Origin of the sequence: Pantoea sp. Sc1 (assembly GCF_000255315.1) — a bacterium.
GTDB classification, from domain to species: Bacteria; Pseudomonadota; Gammaproteobacteria; order Enterobacterales; family Enterobacteriaceae; genus Pantoea; species Pantoea anthophila.
Map to the genome: position 1 here is coordinate 872,086 of NZ_AJFP01000001.1, position 26,807 is coordinate 898,892.

General features: G+C 58.5%; 26 protein-coding genes. 17 read left to right on the top strand and 9 right to left on the bottom strand.

Annotated elements, in window-relative coordinates; all coding sequences use genetic code 11:
- Positions 1 to 7: 7 nt before the first annotated feature.
- The 9 genes from S7A_RS04170 (at position 8) to S7A_RS04210 (ending at position 10,002) form a co-directional block, all read left to right on the top strand.
- Positions 8 to 427, top strand: a complete 420-nt coding sequence (locus S7A_RS04170) for a F0F1 ATP synthase subunit epsilon (RefSeq protein WP_008926374.1) — start codon at positions 8 to 10, stop codon at positions 425 to 427.
- Between the two features lie 160 nt (positions 428 to 587).
- The gene (gene glmU / locus S7A_RS04175) at positions 588 to 1,958 is read left to right on the top strand and encodes a bifunctional UDP-N-acetylglucosamine diphosphorylase/glucosamine-1-phosphate N-acetyltransferase GlmU (protein ID WP_009088211.1); all 1,371 of its coding nucleotides are present in this window, start codon (positions 588 to 590) and stop codon (positions 1,956 to 1,958) included.
- A 153-nt stretch (positions 1,959 to 2,111) separates the two neighbouring features.
- A complete protein-coding gene (gene glmS / locus S7A_RS04180; protein ID WP_009088215.1) occupies positions 2,112 to 3,941 on the top strand; it encodes a glutamine--fructose-6-phosphate transaminase (isomerizing) in 1,830 nt (609 codons plus the stop codon).
- A gap of 165 nt (positions 3,942 to 4,106) precedes the next feature.
- The gene (gene pstS, locus S7A_RS04185; RefSeq protein WP_009088217.1) at positions 4,107 to 5,150 is read left to right on the top strand and encodes a phosphate ABC transporter substrate-binding protein PstS; all 1,044 of its coding nucleotides are present in this window, start codon (positions 4,107 to 4,109) and stop codon (positions 5,148 to 5,150) included.
- An 87-nt stretch (positions 5,151 to 5,237) separates the two neighbouring features.
- A complete protein-coding gene (pstC, locus tag S7A_RS04190) occupies positions 5,238 to 6,200 on the top strand; it encodes a phosphate ABC transporter permease PstC (protein WP_009088219.1) in 963 nt (320 codons plus the stop codon).
- Positions 6,197 to 7,087: a phosphate ABC transporter permease PstA gene (gene pstA, locus S7A_RS04195; RefSeq protein ID WP_009088221.1), complete on the top strand. Its 891-nt coding sequence runs from the start codon at positions 6,197 to 6,199 to the stop codon at positions 7,085 to 7,087. The genes pstC and pstA overlap by 4 nt, the downstream gene beginning before the upstream one ends.
- 44 nt (positions 7,088 to 7,131) lie before the next feature.
- Positions 7,132 to 7,905, top strand: a complete 774-nt coding sequence (pstB, locus tag S7A_RS04200) for a phosphate ABC transporter ATP-binding protein PstB (protein ID WP_009088223.1) — start codon at positions 7,132 to 7,134, stop codon at positions 7,903 to 7,905.
- A gap of 17 nt (positions 7,906 to 7,922) precedes the next feature.
- Positions 7,923 to 8,657 carry a phosphate signaling complex protein PhoU gene (phoU, locus tag S7A_RS04205; RefSeq protein WP_009088225.1) on the top strand — a complete coding sequence of 245 codons (735 nt, stop codon included), beginning with the start codon at positions 7,923 to 7,925 and terminating at the stop codon, positions 8,655 to 8,657.
- Positions 8,658 to 8,763: 106 nt separating this feature from the next.
- A complete protein-coding gene (locus S7A_RS04210; RefSeq protein ID WP_009088226.1) occupies positions 8,764 to 10,002 on the top strand; it encodes an MFS transporter in 1,239 nt (412 codons plus the stop codon).
- A gap of 77 nt (positions 10,003 to 10,079) precedes the next feature.
- Here the strand turns inward: S7A_RS04210 and xylB are convergent, their stop codons facing one another.
- Together xylB and xylA are read right to left on the bottom strand one after the other, a co-directional pair.
- A complete protein-coding gene (gene xylB, locus S7A_RS04215) occupies positions 10,080 to 11,522 on the bottom strand; it encodes a xylulokinase (RefSeq protein WP_009088228.1) in 1,443 nt (480 codons plus the stop codon).
- A gap of 17 nt (positions 11,523 to 11,539) precedes the next feature.
- Positions 11,540 to 12,862: a xylose isomerase gene (gene xylA, locus S7A_RS04220; RefSeq protein ID WP_009088230.1), complete on the bottom strand. Its 1,323-nt coding sequence runs from the start codon at positions 12,860 to 12,862 to the stop codon at positions 11,540 to 11,542.
- A gap of 343 nt (positions 12,863 to 13,205) precedes the next feature.
- Between xylA and xylF the strand changes: the two genes are divergently transcribed.
- The 4 genes from xylF (at position 13,206) to xylR (ending at position 18,196) form a co-directional block, all read left to right on the top strand.
- Positions 13,206 to 14,198: a D-xylose ABC transporter substrate-binding protein gene (gene xylF / locus S7A_RS04225; protein ID WP_009088231.1), complete on the top strand. Its 993-nt coding sequence runs from the start codon at positions 13,206 to 13,208 to the stop codon at positions 14,196 to 14,198.
- A 28-nt stretch (positions 14,199 to 14,226) separates the two neighbouring features.
- On the top strand, positions 14,227 to 15,747 hold the full coding sequence (locus tag S7A_RS04230; RefSeq protein ID WP_009088233.1) for a xylose ABC transporter ATP-binding protein: 1,521 nt from the start codon (positions 14,227 to 14,229) through the stop codon (positions 15,745 to 15,747).
- Positions 15,740 to 16,924: a xylose ABC transporter permease XylH gene (gene xylH / locus S7A_RS04235; RefSeq protein WP_009088234.1), complete on the top strand. Its 1,185-nt coding sequence runs from the start codon at positions 15,740 to 15,742 to the stop codon at positions 16,922 to 16,924. Before S7A_RS04230 ends, xylH begins: the two co-directional genes overlap by 8 nt.
- 93 nt (positions 16,925 to 17,017) lie before the next feature.
- The gene (gene xylR, locus S7A_RS04240) at positions 17,018 to 18,196 is read left to right on the top strand and encodes a D-xylose utilization transcriptional activator XylR (protein ID WP_009088236.1); all 1,179 of its coding nucleotides are present in this window, start codon (positions 17,018 to 17,020) and stop codon (positions 18,194 to 18,196) included.
- Positions 18,197 to 18,214: 18 nt separating this feature from the next.
- Here xylR and S7A_RS04245 read toward each other — a convergent pair whose 3' ends face one another.
- The 5 genes from S7A_RS04245 to S7A_RS04265 form a co-directional block, all read right to left on the bottom strand.
- Positions 18,215 to 19,345 carry an ROK family transcriptional regulator gene (locus S7A_RS04245; RefSeq protein ID WP_009088238.1) on the bottom strand — a complete coding sequence of 377 codons (1,131 nt, stop codon included), beginning with the start codon at positions 19,343 to 19,345 and terminating at the stop codon, positions 18,215 to 18,217.
- Between the two features lie 236 nt (positions 19,346 to 19,581).
- On the bottom strand, positions 19,582 to 20,322 hold the full coding sequence (gene dnaC / locus S7A_RS04250; RefSeq protein WP_009088239.1) for a DNA replication protein DnaC: 741 nt from the start codon (positions 20,320 to 20,322) through the stop codon (positions 19,582 to 19,584).
- Positions 20,322 to 20,858 carry a primosomal protein DnaT gene (dnaT, locus tag S7A_RS04255; RefSeq protein WP_009088241.1) on the bottom strand — a complete coding sequence of 179 codons (537 nt, stop codon included), beginning with the start codon at positions 20,856 to 20,858 and terminating at the stop codon, positions 20,322 to 20,324. The genes dnaC and dnaT overlap by 1 nt, the downstream gene beginning before the upstream one ends.
- Before the next feature lie 111 nt (positions 20,859 to 20,969).
- Positions 20,970 to 21,650: a hypothetical protein gene (locus S7A_RS04260; RefSeq protein ID WP_009088243.1), complete on the bottom strand. Its 681-nt coding sequence runs from the start codon at positions 21,648 to 21,650 to the stop codon at positions 20,970 to 20,972.
- A gap of 75 nt (positions 21,651 to 21,725) precedes the next feature.
- Positions 21,726 to 22,412 carry an autotransporter gene (locus S7A_RS04265; RefSeq protein ID WP_009088245.1) on the bottom strand — a complete coding sequence of 229 codons (687 nt, stop codon included), beginning with the start codon at positions 22,410 to 22,412 and terminating at the stop codon, positions 21,726 to 21,728.
- Between the two features lie 152 nt (positions 22,413 to 22,564).
- On the opposite strand from S7A_RS04265, the gene S7A_RS04270 reads away from it, so the two are divergent.
- From S7A_RS04270 to S7A_RS04285, 4 genes are all read left to right on the top strand, one after another.
- Entirely contained in the window at positions 22,565 to 23,131 is a 567-nt protein-coding gene (locus tag S7A_RS04270; RefSeq protein ID WP_033736113.1) for a DNA-3-methyladenine glycosylase I, read from the top strand.
- A 109-nt stretch (positions 23,132 to 23,240) separates the two neighbouring features.
- Positions 23,241 to 23,903 (top strand): OmpA family lipoprotein, encoded by a 663-nt coding sequence (locus S7A_RS04275; protein WP_009088249.1) that lies wholly within the window; start codon positions 23,241 to 23,243, stop codon positions 23,901 to 23,903.
- Positions 23,904 to 24,039: 136 nt separating this feature from the next.
- Entirely contained in the window at positions 24,040 to 25,020 is a 981-nt protein-coding gene (locus tag S7A_RS04280) for a LacI family DNA-binding transcriptional regulator (RefSeq protein ID WP_009088250.1), read from the top strand.
- 65 nt (positions 25,021 to 25,085) lie between these two features.
- The gene (locus tag S7A_RS04285; protein ID WP_009088252.1) at positions 25,086 to 26,111 is read left to right on the top strand and encodes a LacI family DNA-binding transcriptional regulator; all 1,026 of its coding nucleotides are present in this window, start codon (positions 25,086 to 25,088) and stop codon (positions 26,109 to 26,111) included.
- A 187-nt stretch (positions 26,112 to 26,298) separates the two neighbouring features.
- Here S7A_RS04285 and S7A_RS21725 read toward each other — a convergent pair whose 3' ends face one another.
- Together S7A_RS21725 and S7A_RS04290 are read right to left on the bottom strand one after the other, a co-directional pair.
- On the bottom strand, positions 26,299 to 26,424 hold the full coding sequence (locus S7A_RS21725) for a hypothetical protein (protein WP_255348907.1): 126 nt from the start codon (positions 26,422 to 26,424) through the stop codon (positions 26,299 to 26,301).
- Positions 26,421 to 26,699, bottom strand: coding sequence for a hypothetical protein (locus tag S7A_RS04290; RefSeq protein WP_009088253.1), 279 nt, complete (start codon positions 26,697 to 26,699; stop codon positions 26,421 to 26,423). The genes S7A_RS21725 and S7A_RS04290 overlap by 4 nt, the downstream gene beginning before the upstream one ends.
- Positions 26,700 to 26,807 lie beyond the last annotated feature (108 nt).

The following is a 26,807-nucleotide window of genomic DNA, read 5'->3' on the forward strand; positions in this document are numbered from 1 at the left end:
GAAGATTATGGCTATGACTTATCACCTGGATGTGGTCAGCGCAGAGGAGCAGTTGTTCTCTGGTCTGGTACAGAAAATTCAGGTGTCAGGTAGCGAAGGTGAACTGGGGATTTTCCCTGGCCATGCGCCGCTGCTGACTGCCATTAAGCCTGGAATGATCCGTATCGTGAAACAGCACGGCGAAGAGGAGTATATCTACCTCTCTGGCGGCGTGCTGGAAGTGCAACCGGGCAGCAGCACCGTTCTGGCCGATACCGCGATTCGCGGTACCGATCTGGATGAAGCGCGTGCTCTGGAAGCAAAACGCAAAGCAGAAGAGCACATGAACAGCAGCCACGGCGACGTGGACTATGCTCAGGCCTCTGCCGAGCTGGCGAAAGCCATTGCTAAACTGCGCGTGATCGAACTGACCAAAAAAGCGATGTAATCCAGCTTTATGCGTCACGAAATGCCAGCCCTCGGGCTGGCATTTTTTTTGTCTGCTGTAGCAAATCGGCCTCTTCGCCTAATTTCGGCCTGAGAAAAATGTAGTAATCTCCCCCCTAAACCGTTTTACTTTCACCCGTAAAAATTCACCCAGGATAGTTATGTCTAACAGTGCGATGAGTGTGGTGATCCTTGCTGCTGGCAAGGGCACCCGTATGTATTCCGATCTGCCGAAAGTTCTGCATACGCTGGCAGGCAAACCGATGGTTCAGCATGTCATTGACGCCGCCAAAGGGCTGGGCGCACAGCACATCCATCTGGTTTATGGTCACGGCGGCGACCGCCTGAAAGCAACCCTCACTGATAGTGCACTCAACTGGGTGTTGCAGGCTGAACAGCTTGGCACCGGCCACGCGATGCAGCAGGCCGCGCCTGCGTTTGCCGATGATGAAGAGATCATGATGCTGTATGGTGACGTGCCGCTGATCTCCCTGGAGACCCTGAAGCGACTGCGCGAAGCCAGACCGCAGGGCGGTATCGGGTTACTCACCGTGGTGCTGGACGACCCCACCGGATACGGGCGCATTGTGCGTGAGAACGGCACCATCACCGGCATCATTGAACAGAAAGATGCCAGCCCTTCACAGCTTGCCATTACCGAAATCAACACCGGTATTCTTATCGCCAACGGTGGCGATTTAAAACGCTGGCTGGCGCAGCTCACCAACAATAATGCGCAGGGCGAATATTACATCACCGACATTATTGCGCTGGCGCATCAGGAAGGGCGGACGATCAATGCCGTTCATCCGGCGCGTATCAGTGAAACCGACGGGGTGAACAACCGGCTGCAGCTGGCAACCTTAGAACGCACTTACCAGGCGGAACAGGCGGAAAAACTGCTGCTGGCGGGCGTGATGCTGCGCGATCCGGCCCGTTTTGACCTGCGCGGAACGCTGACGCATGGACGGGATGTGGAGATCGACACCAACGTCATTATTGAAGGCCAGGTGACGCTGGGCGCACGCGTGAAAATCGGTGCGGGCTGCATCATCAGAAACAGCGTGATTGGCGACGATTGCGAAATCAGCCCCTATAGCGTGATCGAGGATGCCACCCTCGCGACCGCCGTCACCGTCGGGCCGTTTGCCCGTCTGCGTCCCGGCAGCGATCTGGCGCACGCCGCCCATGTGGGTAACTTCGTCGAAATGAAAAAAGCGCGTCTGGGCAGAGGATCGAAAGCGGGTCACCTCTCCTATCTCGGTGATGCGGAGATCGGCGACAACGTGAATATCGGTGCAGGCACCATCACCTGTAACTATGACGGCGCGAACAAATCGAAGACCGTGATTGGCGATGATGTCTTTGTGGGCTCAGATACCCAGCTGGTGGCCCCGGTCAGCGTGGCAGCAGGCACCACTATCGCGGCAGGCACCACCATCATGAAGGATGTGACCGAAGCCGGTCTGGTCTACAACCGCAAAGAGCAGAATCACAAAGCGGACTGGCAGCGTCCGGTGAAGAAAAAATAAATTTTTAACGGCCCGCTTTATGCGGGCCGGAACAGTGCAGTGCCAAAACTATAATCCCCACTCTCTACAAGGCTCGGGGAACCGGCAAAGCCGGATATCAGGTCGCATGACAACGAAAGTGGCGAAAAGCCATGTAGTCAGGAAAACATCATTATGTGTGGAATTGTTGGTGCAGTAGCACAGCGCGATATCGCAGAGATTCTGCTGGAAGGTCTGCGTCGTCTTGAATATCGCGGATATGATTCGGCCGGTCTGGCCGTGGTCGATCGTCAGGGGCACGTTACGCGCCTGCGGCGTTTAGGGAAGGTGCAGAAACTGGCGGAAGCTGCTGAACAGCAGCCGCTGATTGGGGGCACCGGCATCGCGCACACGCGCTGGGCAACCCATGGCGAGCCGTCGGAAGCGAATGCGCATCCGCACGTCTCAGAACATATCATCATCGTGCACAACGGCATTATCGAAAACCATGAGCCGCTGCGCGCGGAGCTGATCGAACGCGGCTACGTTTTTGTTTCTGAAACCGACACGGAAGTGGTGGCGCATCTGGTTCACTGGGAGCAGAAGCAGGGTGGATCGCTGCGTGACGTGGTGCTGCGCGTGATCCCGCAGCTGCGCGGTGCCTATGGCATGGTCATCATGGACAGCCGCGATCCTTCACGGCTGGTGGCGGCCCGTTCCGGCAGCCCGCTGGTCATCGGTCGCGGTGTGGGTGAAAACTTTATCGCCTCCGATCAGCTGGCGCTGCTGCCGGTTACCCGTCGCTTCATCTATCTGGAAGAGGGCGATATCGCCGAGATCAGCCGCCGCGACGTGACGGTAATCGATCGGGAAGGCAACAGCGTGACGCGCGCCGAGATTGAGTCGAACCTGCAATATGATGCCGGTGACAAAGGCATTTACCGTCACTACATGCAGAAAGAGATCTATGAACAGCCGATGGCGCTGAAAAGTACCCTGAGCGGTCGCTTCAGCCAGGGGCAGGTGGATCTCAGCGAGCTGGGTGCGGGTGCCGAGGCGCTGCTGAGCCAGGTCGAGCATATCCAGATTATCGCCTGCGGCACCTCCTATAACTCTGGCATGGTGTCACGCTACTGGTTTGAGTCGCTGGCCAACATCCCCTGTGATGTTGAGATCGCCTCGGAGTTCCGCTACCGCAAGTCAGCGGTGCGCAAAAACAGCCTGCTGATTACCCTGTCGCAGTCGGGTGAGACCGCCGACACCCTGGCGGCGCTGCGCCTCTCGAAAGAGCTGGGCTACCTGGGATCGCTGGCGGTCTGCAACGTGGCCGGTTCGTCACTGGTGCGCGAGTCGGACCTGGCGCTGATGACCAAAGCGGGCACTGAAATCGGCGTCGCGTCGACCAAGGCGTTCACCACGCAGCTCGCCGTCCTGTTGATGCTGGTGGCGAAACTGGGCCGTCTGAAAGGGATGTCCGCCGACACCGAGCATGAGATCGTGCACGCGCTGCAGGCGCTGCCCAGCCGGATTGAGCAGATGCTGGCGCAGGATAAGCTGATTGAGAATCTGGCCGAAGGCTTCTCTGACAAGCATCACGCGCTGTTCCTGGGACGTGGCGATCAGTATCCGATCGCTATGGAAGGGGCGCTGAAGCTCAAAGAGATCTCCTACATCCATGCGGAAGCTTACGCCGCTGGCGAACTGAAGCATGGCCCGCTGGCGCTGATTGATGCCGATATGCCGGTCATCGTGGTGGCACCCAACAACGAACTGCTGGAGAAGCTCAAATCCAACATCGAAGAAGTGCGCGCCCGTGGCGGCCTGCTCTATGTCTTTGCCGACCAGGATGCCGGCTTCAGCGACAGTGACGGGATGAAGATTATCCCGCTGCCGCATGTCGAAGAGGTGATTGCGCCGATCTTCTACACCGTGCCGTTGCAGTTACTCTCCTATCACGTCGCCCTGATCAAAGGCACCGACGTCGACCAGCCCCGTAACCTGGCCAAATCGGTTACCGTGGAATAATCAGGTGGGCCCCGGAGTGGGCCCACTTCATTTTTGCGCACTGTCATATAACTGTCATATTTCGTACATTTCACTGTCATCAAACTGTCCTATTTTCCCTCCTGCAGCAATCACTGACTCTTACTAAAACGGCCCCGAGCCTGACTTTTCTCCCCTGGAGGGAACATGACACTGATGCGTAGCACCGTAGCCCGAATTCTTGCCACCACCTTCGCCGTCAGCGCGGTATCTGCTTTTGCGGCCACCGATCTCACGGGCGCTGGCGGGACATTCCCGGCACCGGTTTATGCCAAGTGGGCAGCAGAATATCAGCAAGCCACCGGTAGCAAAATTAACTACCAGGGCATCGGTTCATCCGGTGGTGTCAAACAGATCATCGCCAAAACCGTGGATTTCGGTGCGTCCGATGCGCCTATGAAAGAGGAAGATCTGCAGAAAAATGGCCTGTTCCAGTTCCCGACCGTCATCGGTGGCGTGGTACTGGCGGTTAACCTGCCAGGCATCAAGTCAGGCCAGCTGACGCTGGATGGCAAAACCGTCGGTGATATCTACCTCGGCACCATCAAAAAGTGGAACGACCCGGCGATTGCCAGACTTAACCCGGGCGTAAAACTGCCAGAGACCAACATCAACGTGGTGCGCCGCGCTGATGGTTCAGGCACCTCGTTCGTCTTCACCAGCTATCTGGCGAAGGTGAACCCGGAGTGGAACAGCAAAATCGGTAAAGGGAACACCGTTAACTGGCCGGTCGGTCTGGGCGGGAAAGGCAACGACGGCGTCGCCGCCTTTGTTCAGCGTCTGCCGGGTTCAATCGGCTACGTGGAATATGCCTACGCCAAACAGAATAACCTGACCTACACCAAACTGATGGATGCCGATGGCAAAGCGGTCGCGCCAGACGAAACCAGCTTCAGCAATGCTGCGAAAGGCGCTGACTGGAGCAAATCGTTTGCCCAGGATCTGACCTTCCAGAAGGGTGCAGATGCCTGGCCTATCTCCTCCACCACCTTCATTCTGATCTACAAAGATCAGGCGAATGCGGCCAAAGGCGCTGAAGTGCTGAAGTTCTTCGACTGGGCTTACAAAAGCGGCGGCAAAACGGCTAACGCGCTGGATTATGCGGCGCTGCCTGCGAGCGTAACCGAACAGATCCGTGCCGCATGGAAAGCCAACATCAAAGACAGTTCTGGTAAAGCGCTTTATCAGTAATTGAACGACCCTGACCGGACGGTAGTCCGGTCAGACCCAGCGGGCGGCGTTATGCCGCCCCGATAACCTCTGAAGACTGAGACTTCTATGGCTGCAACGAAGCCGGCTTTCAAAGCCCCAGGCAAACAGGGTGACAAAATTTTCGGTGCACTGGTCCGGCTGGCTGCGCTGATTGTCCTGTTACTGATGGGCGGCATTATCGTCTCCCTGATCATCTCCTCGTGGCCCAGCATCCAGAAGTTTGGTTTCGCCTTTTTGTGGACCAAAACCTGGGATGCGCCTAATGAAGAATTTGGTGCTCTGGTGCCGATTTACGGCACGCTGGTGACCTCCCTTATCGCGCTGATTATCGCCGTGCCGGTCAGTTTTGGTATCGCGCTGTTCCTGACTGAACTCGCACCCGGCTGGCTGCGTCGTCCGCTGGGCACCGCTATTGAGCTGCTGGCGGCGATTCCGAGCATCGTTTATGGCATGTGGGGCCTGTTTGTTTTCGCCCCGCTGTTTGCCGAATATTTTCAGACGCCGGTCAACGACGTCATGTCAGGTATTCCGATTGTAGGCGCGCTCTTCTCCGGCCCCGCTTTCGGTATCGGTATTCTCGCGGCGGGGGTGATTCTGGCCATCATGATCATCCCTTACATCGCCTCCGTGATGCGCGACGTCTTTGAGCAGACGCCGGTCATGATGAAAGAGTCTGCCTACGGCATCGGCTGCACCACCTGGGAAGTGATCTGGCGCATCGTCCTGCCGTTTACTAAAAACGGCGTGATTGGCGGCATCATGCTGGGACTGGGGCGTGCACTGGGTGAGACCATGGCGGTCACCTTTATTATCGGCAACACCTACCAGCTCGACAGCCCGTCGCTGTTTATGCCGGGTAACAGCATTACCTCGGCGCTGGCCAACGAGTTTGCGGAGGCGGAGTCGGGCGTGCATGTTGCCGCGCTGATGGAGCTGGGGCTGATCCTGTTTGTGATTACCTTTATCGTTCTGGCGATTTCCAAACTGATGATTATGCGCCTGGCGAAAAGTGAAGGAGCGCGCTCATGACCACGATTGAAATTCAGGCGCGTGCCGAACTGGACGCTTCACGCCGTAAAATGCAGTCCTGGCGCAGCACCAAAAATAAGATCGCGCTGACGCTGTCGCTGCTGACCATGGCGTTTGGCCTGTTCTGGCTGGTGTGGATCCTCTTCACCACGGTTTCCCGCGGCGTGGATGGCCTCTCCTGGTCCCTGTTTACCGAATCGACCCCGCCACCGAACACCGCGGGCGGCGGGCTGGCGAATGCCCTGGCCGGGAGTGGATTACTGATTTTCTGGTCAACCTTCTTTGGCACGCCGCTGGGCATTCTGGCCGGTATCTATCTGGCGGAATATGGACGCAAGTCCGCCCTGTCAGAGGTGATCCGCTTCATTAACGACATTCTGCTGTCGGCACCGTCGATTGTGGTCGGCCTGTTCGTCTACACCCTTGTGGTGTCGCAGATGCAGCACTTCTCCGGCTGGGCCGGGGTGATAGCGCTGGCGCTGCTGCAGGTGCCGATTGTGATCCGTACCACCGAAAACATGCTGCGTCTGGTGCCAGACAGCATGCGTGAAGCGGCTTACGCCCTGGGCACGCCGAAGTGGAAGATGATCTCGGCCATTACCCTGAAGGCGTCCGTTTCCGGCATCATCACCGGCGTGCTGCTGGCCATCGCCCGCATCGCCGGGGAAACGGCACCGCTGCTGTTTACCGCGCTCTCGAATCAGTTCTGGAGCACCGACATGATGCAGCCACTGGCCAACCTGCCGGTCACCATCTTTAAGTTCGCCATGAGCCCGTTCGCCGAATGGCAGAGCCTGGCCTGGGCGGGCGTGCTGATTATTACCCTGTGCGTGCTGCTGCTGAACATTGTCGCGCGGGTGATTTTCGCCAAAGGCAAACACGGTTAACTTCCGGCGCGGCCCGCTGCGGCGCCGTATAAGAGAGATGAATGATGAGTATCGCGACGGCATCAGCCGATAAAATTCAGGTCCGTAATCTGAACTTCTATTACGGTAAGTTTCATGCGCTGAAGAACATCAACCTGGATATCGCTAAGAATCAGGTGACGGCATTTATCGGGCCATCGGGCTGCGGTAAATCGACCCTGCTGCGTACCTTTAACAAAATGTACTCCCTCTATCCTGAGCAGCGGGCCGAAGGGGACATTCTGCTGGATGGCGAAAATATTCTGACGGCCCAGCAGGATATTGCGCTGCTGCGCGCCCGCGTCGGCATGGTCTTTCAGAAGCCGACCCCCTTCCCGATGTCGATCTATGACAACATCGCCTTTGGCGTGCGCCTGTTTGAAAAGCTGTCACGTGCCGATATGGATGAGCGCGTGCAGTGGGCGCTGACCAAAGCGGCGCTGTGGAATGAAACCAAAGACAAGCTGCATCAGAGCGGTTACAGTCTCTCCGGCGGTCAGCAGCAGCGTCTCTGCATTGCGCGCGGCATCGCGATTCGCCCGGAAGTGTTACTGCTTGATGAGCCCTGCTCGGCGCTGGACCCGATCTCGACGGGGCGTATCGAGGAGCTGATCACCGAGCTGAAGCAGGACTACACCGTGGTGATCGTGACGCACAACATGCAGCAGGCGGCACGTTGCTCTGACCATACGGCCTTTATGTATCTGGGCGAGCTGATTGAGTTCAGCGACACCGACACGCTGTTTACCAAACCGGCGCAGAAGCAGACTGAAGACTACATTACCGGCCGCTACGGCTGATCTGACAGGAGATCGACATGGATAATCTGAATCTGAACAAACACATCTCCGGTCAGTTCAATGCCGAGCTGGAGCATATCCGCACTCAGGTGATGATCATGGGCGGGATGGTCGAGCAGCAGCTGACCGACGCGATTACCGCGATGCACAACCTGGACGGCGAGCTGGCGCAGCGGGTGATCGACGGTGACCAGAAGGTCAACATGATGGAGGTGGAGATTGATGAAGCCTGCGTGCGCATCATCGCCAAACGTCAGCCAACCGCAATCGATCTGCGGCTGGTGATGGCGATCATCAAAACCATCTCTGAGCTGGAGCGCATTGGCGACGTGGCAGAGAAGATCAGCCGCACGGCGCTGGAGAAGTTTGGTCAGCAGCATCTGCCGCTGCTGGTCAGCCTGGAGTCGCTGGGCCGCCATACCGTACAGATGCTGCATGATGTGCTGGACGCCTTTGCCCGCATGGATCTCAATGAGGCGATCACTATCTACCGTGAAGATAAAAAGGTGGATAAAGAGTATGAGGGCATTGTGCGTCAGCTGATGACCTACATGATGGAAGATCCCCGTACCATTCCCAGCGTGCTGACGGCGCTGTTCTGCGCCCGTGCGATTGAGCGCATCGGCGATCGCTGCCAGAACATCTGCGAAATTATCTTCTATTTCGTCAAAGGTCAGGATTTCCGCCACGTTGGCGGTGACCGTCTCGACGAGCTGCTGTCGGGTGATGACGGCAGCAACCGCCCTTCCTGATCCCGCTTACCCTGCGCCTGCCCGGCGCAGGGATAAGCCTTTTCAATTGGTCACACCCTGAACACTCTTTATAATTGCGGCACTTTTCTCTCTGAGGTGCGCAAAGATGTCCCCTTCTCCCCAATCTAAGCCAGGCGTCACGCCCGGCAAAGCGATGCTGGCTGCGGTCAGTGGTTATGCCATGGATGGATTCGACCTGCTGATACTCGGCTTTATGCTGCCGGCTATCTCCGTTTCGCTGGCGCTCAACCCCTCACAGGCGGGATCGCTGGTGACCTGGACGCTGATTGGCGCGGTAATCGGTGGGATTGTGTTTGGTCATCTCAGCGACCGTTTTGGCCGCATCCGTATGCTCACCGTCACGATTCTGGTCTTTTCTGTCTTCACCGGTCTGTGCGCGGTGGCGCAGGGCTACTGGGATCTGCTCGCCTGGCGCACGCTGGCGGGCGTCGGACTGGGCGGCGAGTTTGGTATCGGCATGGCGCTGATTGCCGAAGCCTGGCCGGTGGAGAAGCGCAATCGCGCGTCAGCGTGGGTCGGCATTGGCTGGCAGCTCGGCGTGCTGATGGCGGCCTTTATCACGCCGCCGCTGCTGACGCTTATCGGCTGGCGCGGCATGTTCCTGGTCGGGCTGCTGCCGGCGCTGGTCTCGTTTGCTATCCGCCGCGGCATGGGCGAGCCGGAAGCGTATCAGCGTCAGGTTAAGCAGGTGCCGTCGCTCTCTTTCCCGGCGCGCCTGAAGCTGCTGGTGCGCGATCGCACCACCGCTAAAGCCAGCCTCGGCATTTTTATTCTCTGTTCCGTGCAGAACTTTGGCTACTACGGGCTGATGATCTGGATGCCGAGCTATCTCTCCTCCAGCTTTGGCTTCAGCCTGACCAAATCGGGCCTCTGGACGGCGGTCACCGTCGTCGGGATGACCTTTGGCATCTGGCTGTTTGGCGTGCTGGCCGACCGCTTTGCGCGCTGGAAAATCTTCCTGCTCTACCAGTTTGGTGCCGTGGTGATGGTGGTGGTCTACGCCCAGCTGCGCGATCCCACCATCATGCTGGTGACCGGCGCGATCATGGGGATGTTCGTTAATGGCATGATCGGCGGCTACGGTGCGCTGATTTCCGATACCTTCCCGCCGCAGGTGCGGGCCACCGCGCAGAATGTCCTGTTCAACCTGGGTCGTGGCGTGGGCGGCTTTGGGCCGGTGGTGATAGGGCTGCTGGCCAGTCAGTTTTCGTTCACGGCGGCGATTACCCTGCTGGCGCTGATTTATCTGCTGGATATTGTGGCGACGCTGTTCCTGCTGCCGAAGAAGCAGGGTCAGGAAGATACGCTGGGCGCGATTGGCTGACAGACGGTGGCCGGGGGATCGCTCTCCCGGCCATCAGGGCTTTCTGATGCTGCTCAGCGTGCGCCGGGCAGGCACGATCAGTTCATCAGCGGCAGGAGCTGCCGATAGAGGGTTGCAAAGGTTTCCCGGCGTGAGCGGTACTCCGCCATTCTGCCGGGATCCGGCTGATGCCGCTGCACCCGCACCGGTGTCGGGACGGTGACGCCGGCATCCAGCGCCTGCTGTGCCAGCCTGGCCGCGCCCAGTGCCGGGCCAACCTCGCCGCCATGACAGTAATCCAGCGTCTGGCCGCTGATATCCGCCAGCATCTGACGCCACAGCGCACTGCGCGCCCCGCCGCCGATCAGCATAATGCTCTCTGGCTGAACGCCACACTCATGCAGCACATCCATGCCCTGCGCCAGCGCAAAGCCGACCCCCTCCAGCACCGAGCGCGCCAGCTCGGGACGACCATGCTGGTGGGTAAAACCAAAGAAGGCGCCGAGGGCGTTGGGATTGTTGTGCGGCGTGCGTTCACCGGAAAGATAGGGCAGAAACCAGAGTGGCGGCACGTCATCACGCGCCCGCGCGGCTTCATCCAGCAGCTCAGGCACATCCCGGCAGCCGGTCAGCGTCGCGGCCCAGTCCAGACAGGAGGCCGCACTCAGCATCACCGACATCAGATGCCAGCGCTGCGGCAGCGCGTGACAGAAGCTGTGAACGGCCTGCTGCGGATTGCTGAGATAGCCATCGCTCACCACAAAATAGACGCCGGAGGTGCCCAGCGACAGCATCCCCTGGCCGGGTTCGGTCATGCCGACGCCCACGGCACCGGCGGCATTGTCGCCCCCGCCTGCGGCCAGCGGCACCGCGTTCATCTTCCAGCGTATCGCCAGGTCAGCATGTAAGGTGCCGGTCAGGGCATTGCCCTCATAGAGTTGCGGCATCTGGTCGCGACTGAGATCGCAGGCGTGCAGCATCACATCGCTCCAGTCACGCTGCGCCACATCCAGCCACATCGTGCCTGCGGCATCTGACATATCCGTGGCGAAGTCGCCACTCATCCGCCAGCGCAGGTAATCCTTGGGCAGCAGCACGTGCGCGATCTGACGGAAGATGGCCGGTTCATGCTGCTGCACCCACAGCAGTTTGGGGGCCGTGAAGCCGGGCATCATCAGGTTACCGGTGATCGCCCGTGAATCCGGCACCTTCTGCTCCAGCTCACGGCACTGCGCCTCACTGCGTCCATCATTCCAGAGCATGGCCGGGCGTAAGACCTGGTTTGCGCTGTCGAGCAGCGTCGCTCCATGCATCTGTCCGCTCAGCCCGATGGCCTGCACGGCATCCAGATCCTGCTGTGCGCTCAGCGCCTGCATCGCCTGATCCAGCGCCTGCCACCAGCTTTCGGGATCCTGCTCGCTCCACAGGGGGTGTGGACGCGAAACCTGCAGCGGCGAGGTTTCTGTCGCCACCACGTTGCCCTGTGCATCCATCAGCACCACTTTGACGCCAGAGGTGCCTAAATCGATCCCGATATACATGCTCCGCTCCTGAAGATTCAGAAATCAAACAGATAGTGATTCACCAGATTTTCCAGCTGCTCCTGACGCCCGCTCTGATGCTGCGGATTGAGCTGCTGCTGCTGAGCGTGCGCCGCCAGCGCGTCGAGGGAAAACTCGCCTTTCAGAATTTGCTGGCCGAACTCACCATTCCAGCCGCTGTAGCGCTGCGCCACACGCTTATCCAGCTCGCCGTCGCTGATCATGCGCGCTGCCACCTTCAGCGCCAGCGCCATCGTATCCATTGCGCCGATATGACCGTAGAAAAGGTCATATTTGTCGGTGCTCTGACGACGCACTTTGGCATCAAAGTTTAAACCGCCGGTGGTAAAGCCGCCCGCTTTAAGGATTTCGTACATCACCAGCGCGTTCTCTTCCACGCTGACCGGGAACTGATCGGTGTCCCAGCCACACTGCGGATCGCCACGGTTCGCATCCACCGAACCGAAAATGCCCAGCGCAATGGCGGTGGCTATTTCGTGATGGAAGGAGTGACCGGCCAGCGTGGCGTGGTTCGCCTCCACGTTCACCTTGATCTCTTTCTCCAGCCCGAACTGTTTCAGGAAGCCATAAACCGTGGCGACATCGTAGTCATACTGATGTTTGGTCGGCTCCTGCGGTTTCGGTTCGATCAGCAGCGTGCCCTGGAAGCCGATTTTATGTTTATGCTCGACGACCATCTGCATAAAGCGGCCAATCTGCTCGCGCTCCTGCCGCAGATCGGTATTGAGCAGCGTTTCATACCCTTCACGTCCCCCCCACAGCACATAGTTTTCGCCGCCCAGCGTTTTCGTCGCCTGCATGGCGCTGCAGACCTGTGTCGCTGCCCAGGCAAAGACCGCCGGATCGGGGTTGGTCGCCGCGCCTGCGCCATAGCGCGGATGAGTAAAGCAGTTAGCGGTACCCCACAACAGTTTCACGCCGGTCTCCTGCTGTTTCTCCAGCAGTTTATCAGTCATGGCGGCAAAGTTTTCTTTGTAGCTTTGCAGCGAATCCCCTTCCGGTGAGACGTCCACGTCGTGGAAGCAGTACCAGGGCACATTCAGCTTGTGGAAAAACTCAAAGGCCACATCCGCCTTCTGCTTTGCCAGCTGCAATGCATCGCCGCTTTTCTGCCAGGGACGATCAAAGGCGCCGACACCAAACATATCCGCGCCGTTCCAGCAGAAGGTGTGCCAGTAGCAGGCGGCAAAGCGCAGATGTTCCGCCATGGTCTTGCCGAGGATCACCTCATCAGGATTGTAATGGCGGAAAGCGAGAGGATGCGTCGACTGTGGACCTTCATAACGAACCCGATCGATCTGATCGAAATAAGCGTGCATGGTTTGCTCCTTAGCATCAGTACCCGAATGGTCTGCGTTGAAGCCATATTTGATATGGGTGACTGACTCAGCTCAATTACGATATTTCACTCCGGGTTTCAGATAATTATTATTTGTGCGCTGGCTCGCAAAATAAGGCTATTCCACGCGGAGCGTCGCGCGCGGCATGGTTTCTCCGAAAAGGATGAAAATCCGATCGCGCTCATAAAAAACAAATAAACCAAAAAACGTAATAGCCGGATAAAAATCAGTAATTGCTGTCGTTCAGAAATAAGGGCAACAATTCATCCGCCTGGTTTATCGGCCTGACACGAAAATAGCCTCAACCTACAGGATGATCACAATGAAGATGAAACATGCACTGTTTGCTGCCTGTGCGGCGCTGGCGCTGTTCAGCCAGACCAGCCTGGCGAAAGAAGTGAAGATCGGCATGGCAATTGATGATTTGCGCCTGGAGCGCTGGCAGAAAGATCGCGATATCTTTGTAAAACAGGCCGAGTCGCAGGGCGCTCAGGTGTTTGTTCAGTCTGCGAACGGCAATGAAGAAACCCAGATGTCGCAGATTGAAAATATGATCAACCGCGGTGTCGATGTGCTGGTCATTATTCCTTACAACGGTCAGGTGCTGAGTAACGTCGTCGCAGAAGCGAAGCGGGAAGGCATTAAAGTGCTGGCCTATGATCGCATGATAAATAATGCCGATATCGATTTTTATATCTCTTTCGATAATGAAAAAGTCGGTGAACTGCAGGCCGAAAGCATTGTGAAACAGGTGCCTAAGGGTAACTATTTTTTAATGGGCGGATCGCCGGTGGATAATAACGCCCGCCTGTTCCGCGCCGGACAGATGAAAGTGTTAAAACCCTATATCGATAACGGCAGCATCAAAATTGTTGGCGATCAGTGGGTCGATGCCTGGCTGCCGGAAAATGCGCTGAAGATTATGGAAAATGCCCTGACCGCCAATGGTAACCATATCGATGCGGTGGTCGCCTCCAACGATGCTACCGCCGGGGGAGCGATTCAGGCGCTGAGCGCGCAGGGACTGGCAGGGAAAGTGGCCATCTCCGGCCAGGATGCCGATCTGGCGGCGATTAAGCGCATCAAAGCGGGCACCCAGACCATGACCGTTTACAAGCCGATCACCGAGCTGGCGACCGAAGCGGCGAAAATCGCGGTCGAGCTGGGCGATGGCAAAACACCTGCCAGCAACAGCACGCTGAACAATGGCCTGAAAGATGTGCCGTCGCGGCTGCTGAAGCCGATTCCGGTTAACAAAGACAATATCGAAAGCACCGTGGTGAAAGACGGTTTCCACAAACAGAGCGAACTCTGACCGCGCAAAGCGTGAGGGAGAACAGTCGATGCTGCTGGAAATGAAAAACATCACCAAGCGTTTCGGTGCCGTGAAAGCGCTGAATGATGTCAGCCTGCACCTGGAGGCGGGCGAAGTGATGTCGCTGTGCGGTGAGAATGGTTCAGGCAAATCGACCCTGATGAAAATCCTGTGCGGACTCTATCCGCACGGCGATTTCGAGGGGCAGATCCACTTCTCTGGCGACGAAATTCAGGCTCAGACGATTCGCGATACCGAGCGTAAAGGCATCGTGATCATTCATCAGGAGCTGGCGCTGGTGCGGCAACTGACGGTGATGGAGAACATCTTCCTCGGTGCCGAACTGAGCCGGTTCGGCATGGTGGATGATGAAACCATGACCCTGCGCTGCCAGCAGCTGCTGGCGCGGGTCGGGCTTAACGTCTCTCCTGCCACCCGCGTGGGGGAGTTAGGTCTGGGCCAGCAGCAGCTGGTGGAGATTGCCCGCGCCCTTAACAAACAGGTCCGGCTGCTGATTCTGGATGAGCCGACCTCCTCCCTGACCGAGCAGGAGACGGAGGTGCTGCTCGGTATCATCCGCAATCTGCGTGAACACGGCATCGCCTGCATCTACATTTCGCACAAGCTGAATGAGGTGAAGGCGATCTCCGACACCATCTGCGTTATCCGCGACGGTCAGCACATTGCCACCCGTCCGGCGGCGGGCATGAGCGAAGATGACATCATCACCATGATGGTCGGCCGCGAGCTGACCGCGCTCTATCCGCATGCACTGCATGAGATCGGCGACCCGGTGCTGAAGGTGGAAAACCTCACCGCCTGGCATCCCGTCAACCGCCATATCCGCCGCGTCAACAACGTCTCTTTTACGCTGCGACGCGGTGAAATCCTCGGCATCGCCGGGCTGGTGGGCGCGGGCCGAACCGAAACGGTGCAGTGTCTGTTTGGTGTCTGGCCGGGCCGCTGGCAGGGCGACATCTGGATCAATGGTCAACAGGTCAGCATCACCGACTGCCGCGCCGCGATTGCGCACGGCATCGCAATGGTGCCGGAAGATCGCAAAAAGGATGGCATCGTGCCGCTGATGGCGGTGGGCAAAAATATTACCCTGGCGGCGCTGGATCAGTTCAGTCACCGGCTCTCGACCCTGGATGAAGCGCAGGAGCAGCAGGCCATCAACGACGCGATCGGCCGGCTGCGGGTCAAAACCTCCTCGTCAGAACTGCCGATTGGCCGGCTAAGCGGCGGCAATCAGCAGAAAGCCATTCTGGCGAAATGCCTGCTGCTGAACCCGAAAATCCTGATTCTGGATGAGCCGACGCGCGGCATCGATGTGGGCGCGCGTCAGGAGATCTATCTGCTGATCAATGCGCTGGTTCAGCAGGGGATCGCCGTCATTGTGATTTCGTCTGAGCTGCCGGAAGTGCTGGGCCTGAGCGATCGGGTGCTGGTGATGCATGAAGGGCAGATCAAAGCCGATTTAGTTAACGATAACCTGACTCAGGAGCAGGTGATGGAAGCTGCCCTGCGGAGTGAACATTATGCTTAAAAGTGAAAGTACCCAAAGCCGCCTCTCCGGCACGCCGGGCAAACCGTCACCGGGCAGGTTCACGCTGCCTGACCTGCAGGTGCTGGTAATGCTGGGCGCGATTGTCGTGATTGCGCTGTTCTTTACCTGGACCACCGATGGCGCATGGCTCAGTGCGCGTAACGTCTCTAACCTGCTGCGTCAGACCGCCATCACCGGCATCCTGGCCGTCGGCATGGTGTTCGTGATTATCTCGGCGGAGATCGACCTGTCGGTGGGTTCGATGATGGGCCTGCTCGGCGGAGCCGCGGCGATATTCGACGTCTGGCTTGGCTGGCCGCTGCCGCTGACTATCGTGGTGACGCTGGTGATGGGGCTGCTGCTCGGCACCTGGAATGGCTGGTGGGTGGCCTACCGCAAAGTGCCGTCGTTTATCGTCACGCTGGCGGGGATGCTGGCGTTTCGCGGCATCCTAGTCGGGATTACCGACGGCACCACGGTGGCGCCGATTACGCCGGGAATGTCGCAGATTGGTCAGAGCTATCTGCCGGACGGCGTCGGTTTCGGCTTTGGTTTTGTCGGTCTGGCGCTGTTTATGCTGTGGCAGTGGCGTCTGCGGCTGCGCCGTCAGCAGCTCGGGCTGCCGCAGGGCGCGGCCAGCGGCACGGTGGGCCGTCAGGCGATCACCGCGATTCTGGTGCTGGGGGCCATCTGGTTACTCAATGACTATCGCGGCGTGCCGACGCCGGTATTGCTGCTGGTCATGCTGTTGCTGGCGGGCATGTTTATGGCTACCCGCACCGCCTTTGGCCGTCGTATCTACGCCATCGGCGGCAATATCGATGCTGCGCGCCTTTCGGGCATTAACGTGGCGCGCACCAAGCTGGCGGTGTTTGCCATCAACGGCGTGATGGTGGCGATTGCCGGGCTGATCCTCAGTTCGCGGCTGGGCGCTGGCTCGCCGTCGGCGGGTAACATCGCGGAACTCGACGCGATCGCCGCCTGTGTCATCGGCGGCACCAGTCTGGCCGGGGGCGTCGGTTCCGTGGCGGGGGCGGTGATGGGCGCCTTTATCATGGCATCGCTGGATAACGGCATGAGCATGATGGATGTGCCGACCTTCTGGCAGTACATCGTCAAAGGGGCGATTCTGCTGCTGGCGGTGTGGATGGATACGGCCACGCGGCGTCGGGTGTAATCGCGCGGACGATCACATTGTGGCGCAAACAATTTTTTTGCCCCTGTCAGCCGTGCTATGCAATGCGCTGAGCATTTAAGGGAACGCGCCACCATGCATGACAAACGCTATCGCATTACCCTGCTATTTAACGCCAACAAAGTGTATGACCGCCAGGTTGTGGAGGGGGTCGGGGAGTATCTGCAGGCATCGCAGACTGACTGGGATATCTTCATCGAAGAAGATTTCCGCTGCCGCATCGACAACATCCGCGAATGGCTGGGAGATGGGGTGATCGCCGATTACGACGATCGCTCCATCGAAACCCTGCTGTCGAATGTCTCCGTGCCGATAGTGGGCGTCGGAGGCTCCTACCACCGGCCGCAAGATTATCCGCCGGTGCACTACATCGCCACTGACAACGCCGCGCTGGTAGAGAAAGCCTTTCTGCACCTGAAAGAGAAGGGGATCAATCGCTTTGCCTTTTATGGATTACCGGCCTCCAGCGGCAAGCGCTGGGCGCAGGAGCGGGAACAGGCGTTTCGCCAGCTGGTGGGGCGCGAACGCTATCAGGGCGTGGTCTATCAGGGAATGGAAACCGCGCCTGCCAACTGGCAGCACGCCCAGAACCGGCTCGCCGACTGGCTGCAGACGCTGCCGCCGCAAACCGGGATTATCGCCGTCACCGACTCACGGGCGCGGCACCTGCTGCAGGCGTGCGAACACCTGAAAATTCCGGTGCCGGAGAAGCTTACGGTGATCGGGATTGATAATGAGGAGCTGACCCGCTATCTGTCGCGCGTGGCGCTCTCGTCCGTGGCGCAGGGCTCGCGGCAGATGGGTTATCAGGCGGCCAAGCTGCTGCACCGGCTGCTGGATAAGCAGCCTCTGCCGCTTCAGCGCATTCTGGTGCCGCCGGTAAAAGTGATCGCCCGCCGCTCGACCGACTTCCGCTCGCTGCGCGACCCGGCGGTGATTCAGGCGATGCACTACATCCGCTTTAATGCCTGCAAGGGGATCAAGGTGGAGCAGGTGCTGGATGCGGTCGGGCTGTCACGCTCCAATCTGGAAAAACGCTTCCGTGATGAAACCGGCGACACCATTCATGCGATGATCCACCGCGAAAAGCTGGAAAAAGCGCGCGAACTGCTCGCGTCTTCCTCACTTAACATCAATGAGATCTCACAGATGTGCGGCTACCCCTCGTTGCAGTATTTCTACTCGGTCTTCCGCAAAAGCTACGACACCACCCCGAAAGAATACCGGCAGCATCACGGGGAGAATGTGTTGTAGGGAAGAGTCTCTGCGGCCTCACACCCGCTGCTCACTCTGCTCCAGTACCGCCAGCGCCAGCCCGTTCGCCGGATCAATCCGGGTCGCGGGGAAGTGCAGCTGGGTGTGCGTGGCGGTAAAGGCGAAGGCGTTGCCCTGCGCCGTGTCACGCACCGCTTTGCAGAAAAGCTCGCTGGCGCTCCACGGGCAATCAATGATGATGGTGGCGGGGTTCAGCAGCAGCATGATCTGACTCAGCGCCGCACCGAGATAGCCCCCCGCCTGGGTCATCACCGTATCCACCACGCGTGGCGCGCTGTCGCGGTTCTGCCAGCTCAGGCCAGGCTGATGCTGCGCCAGCAGCTGATTCACGGCAGGTTTGCTGACCAGCGCCTCCAGACAGCCGCGCCGGCCACAGCTGCAGCGTGGCCCGCCAGGCTGAACGATCAGATGTCCCGCCTCACCCGCGGTCCAGCTGTGCCCGGTAAACACGTCGCCATGCTGGATCAGTGCGCCGCCGATGCCCTCGGCAATCCGCAGATAAAAATGCCCGCTCTCCACGGAGAGTCCGTGCTGCTCGACGGCCAGCAGCGCCGCCGCTTTGACATTGTTCATGATGCGGATGGGCAGGCGAACGTGTCTGCGCAGCGTGCTCAGCAGGTCAACATCCTGCCATTCAAGCGGCAGGGAGAGATGCATCCAGCCACGGCGGGGATCGACGATGCCGGGAAAGCCAAGGCCGAAGCCAAGCAGATCGGGATAGCGCTCTGTCAGTTCCCGGCAGAGCATCGCCAGCTCCGCCAGCAGGCGGGTCGGGTTACTGGTATCGGTGCGCAGCGTCTGTTCCGCCAGCACCTGCGAAAAGTAGTCGCAGACCCGCCAGTGGATGACGTTGCGTTCCACCATAATGCCCGCGCTCTTGAGCTTTTCCGGCCGCAGGGCGATGCCGATTTTAGGCCGTCCGGCGGCCGCCACGCTGACCGGTCCCAGCTCCTCAATCAGCCCCTGATCCAGCAGGTCATCGATGATAAGTGAGACGGTGTTCTTACTGAGTTCCAGTGCCTCCGCCAGATCCTGACGCGACGTGACGCGCAGTTTACGTAACCGGGCCATTACCCGTTTCTGATTGTTCAGTCGCAGGAGTGCAGGGCCTTTGCCGTTTGTTTTCATCACGGATCCACCCAACAGAGGAGACAGATTTCAGTGTATCAGCCCGTGAGAAACGTTGATCTGACACTTTTGTGTGCTGTTTCACACAACCTCGCTATCAGGGATAACCCTCGGCAGCAGGCGGGCGGGTAAGCGAAACGGTGCGCGTTTCAGATAAGAGGGAGAGAACGAGAGGACAGCGGTGCGGCCCCGGAAGGAGAGCCGCACCTGCGGAAAGAGACATCAGCGCGGTGGAATTAATATTCGTCGCCGCGCACCCGGCTGCGGTAACTTTCCCAGTCAAACCGCACCCACAGGCTGTTGCCAAGCCGCATACGATCCATCACGCGCTCGCCCAGCAGGGCATTCATACCGGCATGGTCGAGGTTCGATAACATGCCGGTCGGGCGTTTGGAGGAGGAGCGGCGATCGACGATCTGGTTGATGATCACTTTTTCATAGCGCGATTCGCTCTGCATACCGATCTCATCGATCACCAGCAGGTCGACACTGCTCAGATCCTGAATCAGCCGCTCTTCGGTAATGCCGCTGCTGCCGCTGAAGGTGCCCTTCATGCTCGACATCAGGTCGGCGACCGTCACGATCAGCACGCTTTTGCCGCGCAGGATCAGGTCATTGCCGATCGCCGCGGCCAGATGGTTCTTACCGGTGCCGGGACGTCCTGAAAAGACAAAGCTGGCGATGCTGCCGTCAAATTCTGCGGCATACTGCCGTGCCAGCTCCAGCGCCTTACGCTGGCCCTCATTCTCAACCCGGTAATTATCAAACGAGCAGTTGATATGCAGTTCGCGAATGCCGGAACGGCCCATCACGCGCTGCATTTTCATGGCGCGGTTCTCGCGTACTATCGCCTCTGAGCGCAGGCGACCCTGCTCCTGATTCCACGCCAGCAGCTCCTGGCCATTGGCAAATTTGGGGCGGGTGCCTTCAGGCATCATTTTTTTCAGACGGCTAAAGAGATCGTTTGGCGTTTTCATCATTCACCTCGGAAACCATCGGGAATGGTACGGTCAGGATCGGGCAACTGGGTGATATCACGCTTCGGTTGCCCGCCATTTGCGGCGCGGTTCATCTGGATGCTGCGCGCCAGTTTCTGCTGCCACTGGACATGATGGAACATCCGGCCTTCCGCCTGCCAATAGGCGACAAAGGCCGCCAGCTCGCCCGGCGTGACGGCTTCAGCCAGCGCCACGCCCCAGATCGCGGCCTGGCGCGTAAAGTCGGCATCCGGCTGCCAGCCCGGATACATGGCGAACTTCCCGGCCGGTGTGTGGATCGCGGCGGGCGCATCGTCATACAGGCTGTCATCCAGCGCCACATCATTCGGTTGCCGGGCGGCTGCTTCCAGCGCCAGCAGCTCGGCCAGACGCGCCGGGGTGATGGCATACATCACCGGCGCATAGTTATCTAACACCGCCAGCGTGCCCTTTTCCGCCTGCTGCAGGGCAGTCAGCGGATCCTGTCGGAAGGCATCCAGGCCAATGAGCGTTGAAGTTAAGATTTTAGCTGACATGAAAAGACCTGAGGTTAACGAACACCTTGCGCCGGGAACCTGTCGCCGGCGCAGAAGGGGTTATTGTACCTTTTTTAACGGAGGGGATCGCTTAAAAAGCAGGAGTGCGGGTCAGTGTGAGGTCACCGGCGACGTGGCATGGCGGACCGGTACAGATTCCGGTGCGCGCACGGTAAGGGCGGCAGCGGCGGGGCGGGTCTGCCATACATAGCGAACCGAGGCGAGCCAGCACAGGCTGTATCCCAGCAGCTCAGTCCCCTCTTCGGCCATGTTTTTCACCACCCGGTTGTAATCCCCCAGCATCAGGTGTTGCCACAGCACATGCACACCAAACAGTCGGGAGAAGACCAGCACCACTAAAAAGCCGGAGGCCATGACCGGCCAGCTGCGGTGCTGCACCAGGGCAGCCAGCGCATGCACGCTTTTTTTCGGCGTGCGCAGCGCGACGGCCAGTGAGCCCGCGGTGACGGCCAGCGCAAACCAGACCCAGCTGCCATGCTGAATGGCATCAAACACGAAGTCGAGTTCACGGATCAGCATACAGGCGTAAAAACCGGCGACCAGAGTCAGCGCGCCGCGCTGATCGGGACGGCGTCGGGCCGCGATAAAAAAGAGTGCGGCGATGGTCGCCAGCATCACTTCCTGAGTGGTTTCGGTGAATGAGGTCTCATGCAGTGCGTCGTTCATCCAGGCGACGTCGATGTAGACAGGAACGATGGTGAGGGCAAGAAACAGCGCTGCCAGCAGAAAAACCGCGATTTCGCGGCCAATAAGAGTGAGATCGTTGCGCATAGTGTTACCAGTATAATGATTAGCAGGCTCATTATATTTTAAACGCCCGACCGCCTTTCTCTTTTTATGCCCCGCTCAGAAGCTGGCGCTGAAGCCGAAGCTGTAAAGTTGCTGTTCCTGATTATTCAGCGCTTCGTTTTGTGAAAATGAGGCGAAAGCCGCCAGATTGTCGTTCAGCGGCAGCTGCGCCCCGATACTCAGGTCGATGCCCTCGCTCTGATCCGGGCCGTTCGTCGCCTCGCGGCGGGGAGTCTGGGGCGTCTCCGCCAGCAGATAGCGATAGCTGAGCTGCGCCCAGGGCGATATCCATCCCTGCTGCGAATCGATGCGCCAGCCGACGCTGGCACTCTGCTCGCGACTCTGCTGATCGCTGTAGTCACATTGCAGACAGTTTATAGGTTGCGGATCGACGGCATACTGCGCCACCGGCCCGGTGGTGAGCGACGGCGCAACAGGCATATCCACGCCAGCCCGGTAGCGTTTTCCCAGCGGGGTGGTGCCTGCGCTGCCGGTTTCACTGTGCAGCGCGATGGGTGAGGCGGTGGGAGAGTTAATGGCGGCTTCAAACAGGGCGCGGTTTTCGTCACTGAAGGTGAGGGGCGTCAGCGCGATCTTCTCTGCCAGTATCGTGTCGTAGTCCGGCAGAAAGTCGGCGTGCGGCGGCGCAGAGAGGCCGCTCCGGGCAAAAGCCGGTGCCATTAAGATTAACAGCCATGCAGCACAGCAGGTTCTCAGACCTTTCCAACCGCTTTTCGGCGACATCTCTTCTCCAGGCAGGGCTGAAGTTATTATCCGGCGTCGTAATTAAAATTCGCGCTGTCTCTGTTATTTAACCGCTGATCGTTTAACTATCAACCGATTAATTTTAAGATCAAGCGGACCGCTAAAATATTCTCGTTAAAAGGAACAAAGCGATGCAACGATGTGGTTGGGTAACACAGGATCCCCTCTATCTGGCTTATCACGACAGGGAATGGGGGGTGGCGCAGAGAGACAAGCGTGCGCTGTTTGAGATGCTCTGTCTGGAAGGACAGCAGGCGGGACTCTCCTGGATCACCGTGCTGAAAAAGCGGGAAAATTATCGCGCGGCGTTTCACCAGTTCGATCCGCAGGCGATTGCGCAGATGGACGCGCCAGCGATCGACCAGTTGCTGCTGAACAGCGGCATTATCCGCCATCCCGGCAAAATCGCCGCCATTATCGCGAATGCCCGCGCTTACCTGGAAATGGAGGCGAAAGGTGAGGATTTCAGCCAGTTCGTCTGGCAATTTGTCGATAACGTGCAAATCGTTCACCATTATCCCGACTACAGCCTGGCCCCCACCACGTCAGAGCAGGCCATTGCGCTCTCAAAGGCGTTAAAGCAGCGTGGTTTTAAATTCATCGGCCCGACAATCTGCTATTCCTTTATGCAGGCCTGCGGGCTGATAAACGATCATCAGAGCAACTGTTTCTGCCATCCTGATGCCATTACCCGCTGATTCTCCATAAATCAGGATTTTTCCTCATACATCCCTGTTCCACAGGCGGCATAATCGTGCCACTTATGGGGAAGGTTTTCCCCTGTGTCTCGACTGTAAGGGAACAAAAATGCAGAAGAAATTAATCGCGATCACCCTGTTACTGAGCGGCAGCCTGGCCCTGCCTGGCTGCACCACCAATCCTTACACCGGTGAATCACAGGCGGGTAAGTCAGGCGTAGGCGCGGGCCTCGGCGCATTAGTGGGTGCCGGTGTCGGCGTGCTTTCATCGTCGAAGAAAGATCGCCGTAAAGGTGCTCTGATTGGTGCCGCAAGCGGCGCGGCACTGGGCGGTGGCGTGGGCTACTACATGGACGTGCAGGAAGCGAAACTGCGTGACAAGATGCGCGGCACCGGCGTCAGCGTGACCCGTAATGGCGATAACATCGTCCTGAACATGCCTAACAATGTCACCTTCGACTCCAGCAGCAGCAATCTGAAACCCGCAGGCGCAAACACCCTGACCGGTGTTGCAATGGTGCTGAAAGAGTATCCAAAAACGGCGGTAAACGTCGTGGGTTACACCGACAGCACCGGCACCCGTGCGCTGAATATGCGTCTCTCTCAGCAGCGTGCTGAAAGTGTCGCCAGCGCGCTGATCGTGCAGGGCGTGGCCAGCGATCGCCTGCGTACGCAGGGTGCAGGCCCGGATAACCCGGTTGCCACCAACAGCACCGAAGCCGGCAAAGCGCAAAACCGTCGTGTTGAGATCACACTCACCCCGCTGGGCTAACCGTGGTCGCCCCCTCTCGGGGGCGCCCTTTTTTCTGGAAAGCCTCACGTTAAAAGCACCAGAAAGCGTTCTGTGGATAGAGCCAGCAGAGGCTTTATGGTAGCCTGATCAAAAATTGATCAGTGGAAATTCCCCTATGTCTCTTAAAGCCATCGCGGCGGTTTTAGGTCTCTCTGTCACCACCGTCAGCCGCGCCCTCAATGGTTACCAGGATGTCGCTCAGGAGACGCGTAAACGCATCGAAGCGGAGGCGCAACGGCGCGGCTACCGGCCTAATGCGGCGGCCAGACGGCTGAAAACCGGTCGCGCTAATGCGGTGGGCCTGGTCTGTCCGCCGGGGGCTTCGCCTCTGAGTGGCAGCGATTTCAGTGACATGTTACTGGCACTGGAGCATCACCTGGCCGGTTATGATATTAACCTGCTGCTGCTGACAGATAAGCAGCAGAATCCTCCGGCGCTCACCCGCCTGTTGCGCAGCGGGGCTGTCGATGCTTTGATTATCGGCCACACCCGGCCAGATGACTGTCGGCTTCATGCGCTGCTGCAGACCGATTTTCGCTTTCTGACGCTGGGCCGCAGCGATCTGCCCGCCACCTATGCCTGGTTTGATGTTGACCACCTTGCCGGTTCGCAGCTGGCGGTGGAGTGGTCGCTGGCACAGGGACGGCGGCGGATCGCCTGGCTTGGCAGTGAGGAGAACAGCAGCCGCGCGCGCGACCGGCGTCAGGGCTATCTGACGGCGCTGGGTGATCTCGCGCCTTATGCGATGGCGGCAGTGGCACCGACGCGCCGTGCCGGCTATCAGCAGACCCGGCAGTGGCTGGCAGAGGGGCCGATGCCGGAGGTGATCATCACCGACTGTGGTGCGCTGGCGGAAGGCGCGGCTGTGGCGCTGCATCAGGCCGGACGCGCAGCGGGTGAGGATGCCATCCTGCTGGCAGGCTGGGAGGGATTACCGGGGGATGCGATTCTCGATCATCCCATTGTCGCGATTCGTCAGGCAACGCCACATCAGGCCGGAGAGCAGGTGGCGGAGATGATTGTCCGGCTGATCGAGGGTGCGCCGCCGGAGACGTTACAGACCCTGTGGCAGCCCTGGCTGCAATTACCGGCGTAGCGCTTTTTGCTCCGGGCTGCGCTTGTGCTAGTCTCTGCCGAATTTATAATTTTGCAGGATATCTCATGAAAACCAGGCCGCCTCGCGCCACCATCAGCGATGTTGCTCACGCGGCTCGGACCGGTAAAACCAGCGTTTCACGTTATCTGAACGGTGAACTGCATCTGCTCTCCGCCGATCTGAAAGCGCGGATTGAACAGGCGATAGCGGACCTCAGCTATCGTCCGAGCCAGATGGCACGCGGTCTGAAACGCGGGCGTACGCGCCTGATTGGGCTGATTATCGCCGATATCACCAACCCCTATTCCGTCGATGTCATGAGTGGCATTGAAGCCGCCTGTCGAGAGCAGGGCTTTACGCTGCTGATGTGTAATACCAACAACGAAGTGGATCTGGAGCAGCACTACCTCCAGCTGCTGAGCAGTTATCAGGTTGAAGGCATCGTAGTCAATGCGGTCGGGATGCGCGAAGAGGTGCTGAATCATCTGCAGCAGTCCCTGCTGCCGATGGTGCTGATTGACCGCAAAATCCCCGATTTTCCCTGCGATGTGGTGGGCCTGAATAACGCCGAAGCCGCGGAAACCGCTACGCGCCATCTGGTCGACAATGGCTATGAGGCACTGATGTTTCTCAGTGAGCCGCTGGGCAGTGTCAATACGCGCCGCGAGCGTCTGCAGGCGTTCCGCCATCTGCTGGCGGCGCATCCGCAGGTTGAGCATCAGAATGTGGAAGTGGTGCTGCATCAGCCCGATGCGCTCGACGCGGCGCTGCTGGCATTCCATCAGCAGCATGCGGGCAAACGCTGTGCGGTAATGGTCGCCAACGGGGCGCTGACGCTGCAGGTGGCGCGATCGCTGCAGCGACTCAACCTGCAGTGGGGCCGCGATATCGGCCTGCTCGGTTTCGATGAACTGGAGTGGGCGGCGCTGGCCGGTGTCGGGATTACCACGCTGAAACAGCCGACCTGGCAGATTGGCTTCAGTGCGCTGGAGCGACTGATTGCCCGTATTGATGGCAGTGACCTGCCGGTTGCCGAACAGGTGTTCTCCGGCGAACTGATTGTTCGCGGCTCCAGCCAGCCGCTTCCCTGAGGTGCAGGTTTGTTCTTACTTCGGGCTGAGCGGGCAAATCAGAGAGTGTGCCGTTAAGGTATTGTCGAAAGGGACGAAAGAAGCCTGCTCAGGACAGGCTTCTTACTGGCTTACAAAGGCAGGCCGGAGTGAGTTAAATTAACAGCACACACGCTGAGAGGGCCTGGGCCTGGCGTCGAGAAAACTTTTATATTATCAAACCATTCATCCGGGCTTCCCCCGAAGATAATAAATTTTTTTCTGGCTCGCCTGAATCACTCATATTCACGGCGCCAGCAACGCGTTCGGCTTCTGACTTATCTATGTTTCTCATTTCGATCTCCTTAATTTGCATCCGTGTAGTCGTATATTTTCGATAACCTTTTCTAAGGATTCCTGCCTGAGGATGTCGCCCGTTAATAGCGTTACAGGCAGATCGTTATATTCTTTTCTTACTTTTATTTTGTCTATCTCTTTTTTCTGCCAAAGACCGCATGCCGCCCAGGCTTTACCTTCAGGCGTGGCGGTTGCAGATTCCATCACACTTTCAAATATCTTTACGGAGTTGTTATCTTTTAAAGTTTTTTCGTATATCAGTTGTTGCGGCATTTACTTCGTAATAAATCCATTGAAGCCCATCGAAAATAGAGTGGCAGTGGAGAGTTCCTTTTCTATGTCCTGATCGGATTGGGCTGAAACCGTTGTTAATCCTGAAGC